At 63.0% G+C, this 10,592-nt stretch carries 8 protein-coding genes; 5 read left to right on the top strand and 3 right to left on the bottom strand.

Annotation, left to right across the window (positions count from 1 at the left end; all coding sequences use genetic code 11):
* Positions 1 to 207 precede the first annotated feature (207 nt).
* From HMPREF3175_RS00825 to HMPREF3175_RS00815, 3 genes are read right to left on the bottom strand one after another with little or no spacing between them, the layout of a single operon-like run.
* Positions 208 to 1,092 carry an HpcH/HpaI aldolase family protein gene (locus HMPREF3175_RS00825; RefSeq protein ID WP_070490181.1) on the bottom strand — a complete coding sequence of 295 codons (885 nt, stop codon included), beginning with the start codon at positions 1,090 to 1,092 and terminating at the stop codon, positions 208 to 210.
* Positions 1,077 to 1,862, bottom strand: a complete 786-nt coding sequence (locus HMPREF3175_RS00820) for a 2-keto-4-pentenoate hydratase (RefSeq protein WP_035756137.1) — start codon at positions 1,860 to 1,862, stop codon at positions 1,077 to 1,079. The genes HMPREF3175_RS00825 and HMPREF3175_RS00820 overlap by 16 nt, the downstream gene beginning before the upstream one ends.
* A 9-nt stretch (positions 1,863 to 1,871) precedes the next feature.
* On the bottom strand, positions 1,872 to 3,386 hold the full coding sequence (locus HMPREF3175_RS00815) for a fumarylacetoacetate hydrolase family protein (protein ID WP_256276223.1): 1,515 nt from the start codon (positions 3,384 to 3,386) through the stop codon (positions 1,872 to 1,874).
* 101 nt (positions 3,387 to 3,487) lie between these two features.
* Here HMPREF3175_RS00815 and HMPREF3175_RS00810 point away from each other — a divergent pair, with 101 nt between their 5' ends.
* The 5 genes from HMPREF3175_RS00810 (at position 3,488) to HMPREF3175_RS00790 (ending at position 10,465) form a co-directional block, all read left to right on the top strand.
* Positions 3,488 to 4,180, top strand: coding sequence for a GntR family transcriptional regulator (locus tag HMPREF3175_RS00810; protein WP_070490184.1), 693 nt, complete (start codon positions 3,488 to 3,490; stop codon positions 4,178 to 4,180).
* 196 nt (positions 4,181 to 4,376) lie between these two features.
* Positions 4,377 to 5,885 carry a 5-carboxymethyl-2-hydroxymuconate semialdehyde dehydrogenase gene (gene hpaE, locus HMPREF3175_RS00805; RefSeq protein WP_035756135.1) on the top strand — a complete coding sequence of 503 codons (1,509 nt, stop codon included), beginning with the start codon at positions 4,377 to 4,379 and terminating at the stop codon, positions 5,883 to 5,885.
* A 69-nt stretch (positions 5,886 to 5,954) separates the two neighbouring features.
* The gene (gene hpaD / locus HMPREF3175_RS00800; protein ID WP_035756131.1) at positions 5,955 to 7,118 is read left to right on the top strand and encodes a 3,4-dihydroxyphenylacetate 2,3-dioxygenase; all 1,164 of its coding nucleotides are present in this window, start codon (positions 5,955 to 5,957) and stop codon (positions 7,116 to 7,118) included.
* Between the two features lie 380 nt (positions 7,119 to 7,498).
* Positions 7,499 to 9,010 (top strand): acyl-CoA synthetase, encoded by a 1,512-nt coding sequence (locus HMPREF3175_RS00795; protein WP_070490179.1) that lies wholly within the window; start codon positions 7,499 to 7,501, stop codon positions 9,008 to 9,010.
* 54 nt (positions 9,011 to 9,064) lie between these two features.
* A complete protein-coding gene (locus HMPREF3175_RS00790; RefSeq protein ID WP_083285559.1) occupies positions 9,065 to 10,465 on the top strand; it encodes an MFS transporter in 1,401 nt (466 codons plus the stop codon).
* The last annotated feature ends 127 nt before the right edge of the window (positions 10,466 to 10,592 follow it).

Raw genomic sequence — 10,592 nt, 5'->3', positions numbered from 1 at the left:
CTACGCGATCAATATATGTAAGGTACGCCGTCTTCTTGGATGTCATACATACCAGTGTTACACTTGAAAGCGAAAGCCCCGGAGCGATCCCTGCGTTTTAGACGCATATCACCGGGGTTATTGCTTTCCTGGACCCATCGTGCCGGGGAAGACAGCGGGGCGGGACACCAGTTGGTGTCCCGCCCCCGACTGCACTAACGAGGCACCTCAGTAGGATTCGAGGCTGTCGTCGTCTTTATTGGGCATGAATTCGTTGGCGAGGTTTTCGGTGCCGCGGGCGAGGATGCTCACATCCGCGCCGACGTTGACGAAATGCGCGCCGGCTTCGAGGTAGTCGCGCGCCTGGTTCGGGGCGAACGCGTTGACGCCCACAATCTTGCCGGCATCCCGCACCTTGGAGATAACCTCCTTGACGGCCCCAACCACCTCCGGGTGGGTTTGCTGGCCGAGGTATCCCATGGATGCCGCGAGATCGGATGGCCCGAGGAACACCGCATCAACGCCGTCAACCGCAGCGATCTTATCCGCGTTACGCACCGCTTCCGCGGATTCGGCTTGGACGATGAGGCTCACGATCTCGTGCGCCCGCGTCAAGTACTGAGGAACGCGCCCCCAACGCGCCGAACGCGCGAGCGCGGAACCAACCCCACGCACACCTTCAACCGCAGACCCCGAGGCTTTAGCCCCGCCTGGCTGCGGATACTTCATCGCAGCGGCGGCCGCACGCGCATCTTCAACCGTATGGACCATCGGGACCATGATGCTGGTCGCGCCGGCATCCAGGACCTGCTTGATGATCGCGGCGTCATTGCGCGGGACGCGGACCACGGACAAGCTCGGGTACGCGGCAATCGCGCGCAGCTGACCGATGAGCCCTTCCAAGTAGAACGGGCCGTGTTCGGCATCCAGCAACAAATAGTCGAAGCCGGCACCCGCACAGATTTCGGCGGCCGTCGGGTCCCCGGACGCGACGAACATGCCCACGACCGGGCCAGCAACCCCATCGGCCCGGCCGCGCGGCTGATCGGCCATGCTCGGCTGGGTGAAGAGGTGCTTGAAGCTGCGTTCGGTGTGGTTTAGACGAACTGGCATGTCACAACCCCTAGCGGCCCGTAGTCGGCCATCACGGTGTCGCCCTTGTCTACCCACATCGGGCGGGTGAAGGAACCTGCGAGGATGATCTGGCCTGCACGCAGGACTTCGTCGTGCTCGTGGAGACGGTTCGCGAGCCAATGCACGCCGTTGGCGGGGTGGCCAAGCACGCCGCCGCCGAGGCCGGTTTCCTCGATCTCCTGGTTCTTATACAGCAGGCCGCCGAGCCACCGCAGGTCATGCTCGTCCGGACGGACCGGACGGCCACCGACCACCATGACGCCCATCGCGGCGTTGTCTGCGATGGTGTCCACGATGGTGCGGCCTTCCATCTCGACGCGGGCATCCAGGATTTCCAGGGCCGGGACAACGTATTCGGTTGCGCGCAGGACATCGAAGATGTCAGCGTCTGGGCCGCTCACATCGTCTTTGAGTTTGAACGCGAGTTCCATCTCAACGCGCGGTTTGGTGTAGATATCCCATTCGAGCGTGGTGCCGGATTCCAGCACCATGTCTTTGAAGATCACGCCGTAGTCCGGTTCGGAGATGCCGGTCGCGTACTGCATCGCCTTGGAGGTCAGGCCGATCTTGTGGCCTGCCACGACGCGGCCTTTTTCTTCGCCGCGTTCACGCCAGATGCGCTGGATCGCGTAGGAGTCAGCGATTTCCATGTCTGGGTAGCGCTTGGTGAGCAGCGGAACGGGAACTTTGGTTTCGCCGGCGGTGACGAGTTCGTCGGCGATTTTCACGCGGGTGCTTTGATCCAGCATGTTCGCTCCTTAGTTCAGCTCGTTTTCGCGGTTTGCGAGGTATTCCTCGAACTTGACCTTCCATTCACCGGTTGGCGGGAAGAGGCCTTCGATCGGGTTGCCTTCCTTGACGCGTGCCATGACCCATTCGTCCTGAACTTCGGTCTTGAACGCGTGGTCGGCTACTTGCTCCACCACTGCTGGTGGGATCACGACGATGCCGTTGGAGTCAGCGACGATGATGTCGCCCGGCTGCACCGCGGCACCGCCGCATGCGACGGTTTCGTCCATGGTCCACGGGACGTGCTTGCGGCCCAGCACAGATGGGTGCGCGCCGTTGTGGAAGGTCGGGATGTCGGCCTCCACAACCTCGGAGAGGTCGCGGACCGCGCCGTCAGTCACGATGCCTACCGCGCCGAGAAGCTTGGCGCGAGTTGCGAGGATGTCACCCAGGGTTGCGGCACCTTGTTCGCCGCGGCCCTCGATGACGAGGATCTCGTCTTCCTTGAGGTCGTCGAACATCTGCTTCTGGGTGTTGTAGCCGCCACCGTGCTGCTTGAACAGGTCTTGGCGTAGCGGGATCATGCGCAGGGTGCGTGCGCGGCCTACGATCTTCTGGGTTCCGTGGGTTGCGGTCAGGCCTGCGATGGTGCACGCCTCGATACCTGCCGCCTTGACGGAGGAGGAGAGGGTTGCGGTCGCGGATGCCATGAGCTTAGCGCGGACCTCATCGGTGAGCGGGTCAGCGCCGGTTGTAGCATCGGCGTCGGCTTCAGCGCCTGCGAGGCCTGCGGCTTGAGCGTCGCCCCAGGCGTCGATGCGGTCAGCGTCGGTAACCTTGGTCGGGTTGCCGAAGTCCTTGAAGCCTTCAGTGCCCTGGACCGCGGTGGTGCGCAATTCGCCAGTGGACTGCTCGCCGGCCTGAACTTCAACGGTCACGACGTCTTCCGGCTTGAAAACGGAGGAACCCGCTGGGGTTCCGGTGAGGATCACATCGCCTGGCTTGAGCGTCATCTGCTGGGACAAGTCAGCCACGATCTGACCGAACGAGAACAGCAGCTCCTGCGTGGTGGCGTCCTGGACGGTTTCACCGTTGAGCTTGGTGATCACGCGCAGGTGCATCGGGTCAAGGTTCTCGGCAGGGATCATGACCGGGCCGAGTGGCGTGTAGCCGTCGCCGGACTTGGAGCGGACGTTGGAGCCCTTGTCGGCGTACTTGATGTCCTGAATACCGATGTCATTGGAAGCGGTGATCCAGCCGACGTGCGCCCAGCCTTCGTTAGGGGTGATGCGGCGGGCTTCCTTGCCGATTACGAGCGCGATCTCGCCTTCGAACTGCAGCAGTTCGGTATCCGCTGGGCGTTCCACGGTCTCCCCAGTCAAGGCGAGCGAGGAGGTCGCCTTCATGAAGTAGGAAGGGTACTTAGGGGTACGGCCGCGCTGTTCGGCGCGGGACGAATATGCCAGGTGAACGGCGATGACCTTGCCGATATTGTCCAGAACGTCCTGGGTTACTTCGATGGGCTGGTTAGTTGTGCTGAACACTGACACTCCTACTGACATTCTTGGTAGATGCGCCCCTGATGAATGCGCCGGTCGTATTCATCATCGTATACGTTTTGAGTGCTCTCGTATACGATCCGTATATGACCTCCGCACAGCAGCATCCGCGCCAGGCCCGGGCCACATCGAAGTCACAGGCCGCCTACGATGCCGTGCGTGAACGCATCCTGGACCGCACGTATGAACCGGGCTATCGCCTGGTTCTGCAGACCATCGCTGATGAGTTGAAGTGCTCCGTGGTGCCGGTGCGTGAGGCGATCCGCCGGCTTGAAGCCGAAGGCCTCGTGGTGTTCACCCAGAATAAAGGGGCCACTGTCGCGGAGGTGGATGCGGAGCTGTATCTGAACACGATGCAGACCCTCGCGATCCTAGAGGGCTCCGCCACCGCGCTGGCCGCGGAGCATATTTCAGCCGCCGATGTGCAGGCCGCCCGGGACTTGAACGAACAGATACGTGCGTTGCTGGCCGATTTTGATCCGGCAGAGTTCACGCGCTTGAACGCTGAATTGCATGCGCTGCTGTATTCGGATTGCCCCAACACTCACCTACTGGATTTGGTGCATCGCGGTTGGACGCGCATGGACGCGATCAGGGTTTCCAGTTTCGATGCGATCCCGGCCCGCGCCCAGGATTCCGTGAAAGAGCATGCCGAGTTGATCGAGGCGATCGCCGCCAAGAAGCCAGCCCACCAGATCGAGGCGCTAGCCCGCGCCCACCGCATGCACACGCTCAACGCGTACCTTCACGCCATGGGCCAGCCACCCTCCTCGCTTTAAGCTCCGCGCGGAGTCAGCCCGCGTCGTCATTTAAACCCTTTTCACGCCTCCACGGATCGTATACGATTGCAAATATGTGGGGCATCACCCCACCAACAAACCGGCCCGCGCGGCCGCACCGGCATCAAAGCCAGCGCCACGTCGCGCAGCCAACAGGCCGCACCGGACCACTACCGGATTGAGGAGCTTCATACATATGGCACAGCAAGCAGTCCCGGAGAACCTTCCAGATCAGATCCGCCACTACATCGGCGGCAAGTGGGTTGACTCGATCGACGGCGACACCTTCGACGTCCTCAACCCAGTCACCAACGAGGCCTACATTAAGGCGTCTTCCGGCAAGGTCGCAGACATCGATGCTGCGGTTGCCGCCGCGAAGGACGCTTTCGAAAACGGCCCGTGGCCAACCATGCTCCCGCGTCAGCGTTCCCGCATTCTGCACAAGATCGCCGATGTTGTGGAGACCCGCGCGGACGAGCTCGCAGCGATGGAGTGCTTCGACACCGGCCTGCCGATCTCCCAGGCGCGCGGCCAGGCGCACCGTGCAGCTGAGAACTTCCGTTTCTTCGCTGACCTGATCGTGGCTCAGCATGATGACACGTTCAAGGTTCCAGGCCGTCAGATCAACTACGTCAACCGCAAGCCGATCGGTGTTGCAGGCCTGATTACGCCGTGGAACACCCCGTTCATGCTCGAATCCTGGAAGCTCGCGCCAGCGATCGCAACCGGTAACACCGTGGTGCTGAAGCCGGCAGAGTTCACGCCGCTGTCCGCATCGCTGTGGCCAGGCATCTTCGAAGAGGCCGGCCTGCCAGCTGGCGTGTTCAACATGGTTCACGGCTACGGCGAAGAGGGCTTCGCGGGTGATTCGCTCGTCAAGCACCCAGACGTTCCGCTGATCTCCTTCACCGGTGAGTCCAAGACCGGCCAGATCATCTTCGGCAACGCCGCACCGTTCCTCAAGGGTCTTTCGATGGAGCTCGGCGGCAAGTCCCCGGCCGTCGTGTTCGAGGACGCGGACCTCGAGACCGCGATCGACGCAACCATCTTCGGTGTGTTCTCCCTCAACGGCGAGCGCTGCACCGCAGGTTCCCGCATCCTGGTTCAGCGCAGCATCTATGACGAGTTCGTGGAGCGCTACGCGGCGCAGGCTAAGCGCGTCAAGGTTGGCTTGCCGTCGGATGAGACCACCGAGGTCGGCGCGATTGTGCACCCTGAGCACTTCGAGAAGGTCATGTCCTACGTCGAAATCGGTAAGGAAGAGGCCCGCCTCGTTGCTGGTGGTGGCCGCCCTGAGGAGTTCCCTGAGGGCAACTTTGTTCAGCCGACCGTTTTCGCTGACGTCTCCCCTGAGGTCCGCATCTTCCAGGAAGAGATCTTCGGCCCAGTTGTTGCGATCACTCCGTTCGACACGGAAGAGGAAGCGCTCGAGCTCGCTAACAACACCAAGTACGGCCTCGCCGCATACATTTGGACCAACGATCTGAAGCGTGCCCACAACTTCGCTCAGAACGTTGAGGCCGGCATGGTGTGGCTGAACTCGAACAACGTTCGTGACCTGCGCACCCCATTCGGTGGCGTCAAGGCCTCGGGCCTCGGCCACGAAGGCGGCTACCGCTCGATCGACTTCTACACCGATCAGCAGGCCGTCCATATCAACCTCGGCAAGGTGCACAACCCGGTTTTCGGTAAGCAGGAAAACTAACCCCTACTCCGGCTGGTGACCTCACGGAACGTAGCTGCGAGGCGCCACCTCAACCTCAGGAGAACAAACATGAGCAACCTGGAGAACCGCCAGAAAACCTCATCCGGCTTTTATGTAGGCCAAGAGGGTCCAGTAAAGACTGAGAACCCGATCCCAACCCCACAGGCGGAGGCACCGGATGTGCTGCGTTGCGCCTACATGGAGATTGTGGTCACTGACCTTGCCAAGTCCCGCGAGTTCTACGTGGACGTCCTGGGCCTCGTTGTCACGGCAGAAGACGAGAACACCATCTACCTGCGGTCGATGGAAGAGTTCATCCACCACAACCTGGTGCTGCGCAAGGGCGATGTAGCGGCTGTCGCTGCGTTCTCTTACCGTGTGCGCTCCCCAGAAGACCTCGACAAGGCAGAGGCTTTCTACAAGGAGCTCGGCTGCCGTGTTGAGCGTAAGAAGGACGGCTTCGTCAAGGGCATTGGCGATTCGGTCCGCGTTGAGGACCCGCTCGGCTTCCCGTACGAGTTCTTCTACGACGTCGAACACGTTGAGCGCCTCGCATGGCGCTACGACCTCTACACCCCAGGCGCCTTGGTGCGTCTGGACCACTTCAACCAGGTCACCCCGGATGTTCCACGCGCCGCGAAGTACATGCAGGACCTCGGCTTCCGCGTCACCGAAGACATTCAGGACGACAAGGGCACCGTCTACGCAGCGTGGATGCGCCGCAAGCCAACCGTGCACGACACCGCGATGACCGGTGGCGACGGCCCACGCATGCACCACGTCGCGTTCTCGACCCACGAGAAGCACAACATCCTCGCGATCTGTGACAAGCTCGGCGCGCTGCGTATGTCGGACGCGATCGAGCGCGGCCCGGGCCGCCACGGCGTCTCCAACGCGTTCTACCTGTACCTGCGTGACCCAGACGGCCACCGCGTCGAGATCTACACCCAGGACTACTACACCGGCGACCCAGACAACCCAGTCGTGACCTGGGATGTGCACGATAACCAGCGCCGCGACTGGTGGGGCACCCCAGTTGTGCCGTCCTGGTACACCGACGCCTCGCTCGTGCTCGACCTCGACGGCAACCCACAGGAAGTGGTTGCACGTTCCGACGAGTCCGAAATGAACGTGACCATCGGCGCTGACGGATTCTCCTACACCCGCAGCGACGAAGACGGAGAAATGCCGGAATGGAAGCAGGGCGAATATAAGCTCGGCAACCAGCTCTAAACTCGGCTTATAGCCGGTAAAACACCGGTTTCTAACCGGCTCAACACCGGCTAGAAACCACTGAATCGCCCCCGCGGCGCCTGCATCTAGGCAGGCACGCGGGGGCGATTTTTTGTTGTTTTATGCCGTGAATCGTCCACAGGACCGCTCGCTCATAATCCCCGGAGAGGTGCTCGAAGCTCTACCCGAAGGGGCTCCAACTCCGAGCCCCACGCCAAACTCCTGACAAAATCAACCATTGACAATCTCAACTAAATGCCTTTCCATAGTTTTGTGACGTCGGCCACATTCCGGCCGTCCTGAGGGCTCCTCCGGGAGCGCCTCGCCTGAACATCCCCGTCCCGAGCATCCCCATCCCGAACTTCCTTTGGAGTAGCCTCATGAACATCGGAGTAGGCACCTACCCCCGCCGCCGTGCCACGGTCCGTCCTGAAGCCGTCGCCCTCGAGTTCGAGGGCACCACCTACACCTACGGCGAGGTCGCCGAGCGCGTCGAGCGGCTCGCCCACGCCCTCCTGGCCGGGGGAGCCAGCCGCGGGGACCGGATCGCCTATGTCGGGTTCAACCATCCCGCTCTGCTGGAGACGTTCTTCGCCACCACCCTGTTCGGCGGCACCGCGGTCCTCGTGAACCCGCGGCTGTCGCCGGCGGAAGTGCAATTCATCGTGGAGGACTCCGGCGCGTCCGTCGTCGTCTACGGCGGCGACCAGGCGCCCACGGCCGAGCGCCTGGCAGCCAAGGTCACCGGGCTGCGTCTGATCGCCGTGGAGGGTGAGGACGGCCCCGGCGAGCGCTACGAGGCGGTGCTGGCCTCCGGCTCCGCAGACCCCGTGGACGCGGAAGTGGATGACGACGACGTCGCCCTCATCATGTACACCTCCGGCACAACGGGCCGCCCTAAAGGTGCGATGCTCACCCACCGCAACCTCACCTTCCAGTACCTGAACGCTTTCACCGGGACCGACCTCCGCCAGGACGAGGTCATGCTGTCCGTGGCCCCGCTGTTCCACATCGCCGGGCTGAACATGACCACGATCCCCACGTTCATGATGGGCGGGCGGATCGTCATCCAGCGTGCCTTCCGGCCGAAGGACGTGCTGGACGCGATCTCGCACTCTAAGGTCACGGGGACCTTCATGGTTCCCGCCATGCTGGACTTCCTCTCCCAGGACCCGGGCTTCGCCGAGGCCGACCTGAGCTCGCTGCGCTCGGTCATGGTGGGCGGGTCCCCGCTGCCGGAACGCTCCATCCGTCTCTGGCAGGACCGCGGCGTGAAGATCGTGCAGGGCTTCGGGATGACGGAGACTGCCCCCGGCGTCTGCCTCCTGGAGGCCGCCGACGCGCTATCCCATGCTGGGACTGCCGGCCGCCCACACTTCTTCGCCGAGGTCCGCGTGGTGGACCCCGTCACCGGCGAGGACGTGGAGGACGGCATCGCCGGCGAGGTCTTGGCCCGTGGCCCGCAGGTCATGAAGGGCTACTGGAACCGCGAGGAGGCCACCGCGGCCGCACTGGAGGGCGGCTGGTACCACACCGGCGACATCGCCGTTAGGGACGCCGAGGGCTACTTCACCATCAAGGACCGCATCAAGGACATGTACATCTCCGGTGGGGAGAACGTGTATCCCGCGGAGGTGGAGAACGCCCTGCTCTCCCTGGACGACGTGGCCGAGGCGGCCGTCGTCGGCGTCCCCGACGAACGCTGGGGCGAGTCAGGCGTGGCCTTCGTGGTGCCCGCGGACGGTGCGTCATTGGACGCCGAGGCGATCCGCAAAGACCTGGCTGAACTGCTGGCCAAATACAAGGTGCCGGCTCAGGTGCGACTCGTGGACGAGCTTCCGCGCACCACGACCGGCAAGATCCGCAAGACCGTGCTGCGTGAGAGCGCCTAAGCACCCCTGAACCCTTTTCCCATTCCACCCCGAACGAGAGAAACAGAGGTCACCATGACCAGTATCACTCCTAAGAGCCGTCCCACCGGCACGGCTACATCCACCGGAGAGAAGCAAGACACCGTAGATGCCTTGCTGAACATCTCCCCCGAGGAACGCCGCCGCGAATCCCGCAAGGTCATCCTCTCCAGCTATCTGGGCTCGACCATCGAGTTCTACGACTTCCTGCTGTACGCCACCGCGGCCGCCGTCGTGTTCCCACACGTGTTCTTCCCGGCCTCGGACCCACTGGCCGGATCCATCGCCGCCTTCGGCACCTTCGCGGCCGGCTATGTCGCTCGCCCGCTGGGCGGGGCGGTCTTCGGCCACTTCGGCGACCGGCTCGGTCGCAAGAAGATGCTGGTGCTCTCCATGCTCCTCATGGGCCTGGCATCCACCGCGATCGGCTTGATCCCCTCCGCGGAGATGATCGGCATCTGGGGCGTCGTGCTCCTGGTGATCATGCGTATCTTCCAGGGCATCGCGGTCGGTGGTGAGTGGGGCGGCGCCGCCCTGATGGCGCTCGAACACTCCGATACGAAGAAGCGAGGATTCGCCGCGTCCTTCACGAATGCCGGCGCTCCCTCCGGCGCCGCGTTGGGCACGTTCATGATGGGCGCCGTCTCCGCCCTGCTACCCGAGGAGCAGTTCCTCTCCTGGGGCTGGCGCATACCGTTCCTTTTCTCCTTCCTACTGCTGATCGTTGGCCTGATCATCCGTTCCAAGGTCTCCGAGTCCCCGGTCTTCCAGGCCGCCATGATCAAGGCCGATGCCGAAGATAGGGCTAAGCCGAAGGTTCCGCTGATCTCCGTACTTCGCCGTCCGAAGGCGCTTCTGTTGACGATGTTCGCCGGCGCCGCTGGCTTCGCCCTCCAGGTGCTGCTCCCGACGTTCGCGGTCGGCTACTCCGCGGCCGGAGGAACGGCCCGGTCGGATGTCCTCTACGCCTTTGCGTGGGCCTCGGTAATCTCTATCTTCATGGTCGTCGGGTTCGGCCGGCTCTCTGACGCATTGGGCCGCCGCCCGGTGATGATCGCAGGGCTCGTGCTCTTCGTCGCCTTCCTGTTCCCGATGTTTCCGATGCTTCGCTCGGACAGCTGGCTCGTCATCCTCGCAGCGTTCACCATCGCTCTCGCCCTGCACGGCATGATCTACGGGCCGTTGGCGGCGTTCATCGCGGAACAGTTCGGCACCGAGTCCCGCTACACCGGCGCCTCGCTGGGCTACCAGCTGGCCACCCTGCTGGGTGCCGGCTTCACCCCAACGATCGTCGCGTCCCTCTACGCCGGGCCCGGTGGTGGAGTGAGCACACTGCCGGTCATCATCTTCATCGGGTCGATCGCAGCCGTCTCCGCTATCGCGATCCTCTTGACCCGGGAGTCGAAGGATCATGACCTGCTGATCCACGAACACTAACTGCACCGGATAAGAACAAGGCCGCGGTGGGCGTTTGCCCACCGCGGCCTTTCCGCGCTCCACGGCAGGCACGTCAAGGCCCCGCTCCCACACAACGTGAACTAGCCCCCGAAAGTTGGACTGGTTT

Origin of the sequence: Arthrobacter sp. HMSC08H08, assembly GCF_001807575.1 — a bacterium.
GTDB lineage: Bacteria > Actinomycetota > Actinomycetes > Actinomycetales > Micrococcaceae > Pseudoglutamicibacter > Pseudoglutamicibacter albus.
This window is presented reverse-complemented; position numbering and strand designations above follow the sequence as displayed.

Excerpts from the sequence above, each read along its gene's own strand:
- HMPREF3175_RS00825 (WP_070490181.1), bottom strand. The coding sequence starts at position 1,092 with ATGCCAGTTCGTCTAAACCACACCGAACGCAGCTTCAAGCACCTCTTC.
- HMPREF3175_RS00820 (WP_035756137.1), bottom strand. The coding sequence starts at position 1,862 with ATGCTGGATCAAAGCACCCGCGTGAAAATCGCCGACGAACTCGTCACC.
- hpaD (WP_035756131.1), top strand. The coding sequence starts at position 5,955 with ATGAGCAACCTGGAGAACCGCCAGAAAACCTCATCCGGCTTTTATGTA.
- hpaE (WP_035756135.1), top strand. The coding sequence starts at position 4,377 with ATGGCACAGCAAGCAGTCCCGGAGAACCTTCCAGATCAGATCCGCCAC.
- HMPREF3175_RS00795 (WP_070490179.1), top strand. The coding sequence starts at position 7,499 with ATGAACATCGGAGTAGGCACCTACCCCCGCCGCCGTGCCACGGTCCGT.
- HMPREF3175_RS00790 (WP_083285559.1), top strand. The coding sequence starts at position 9,065 with ATGACCAGTATCACTCCTAAGAGCCGTCCCACCGGCACGGCTACATCC.
- HMPREF3175_RS00810 (WP_070490184.1), top strand. The coding sequence starts at position 3,488 with ATGACCTCCGCACAGCAGCATCCGCGCCAGGCCCGGGCCACATCGAAG.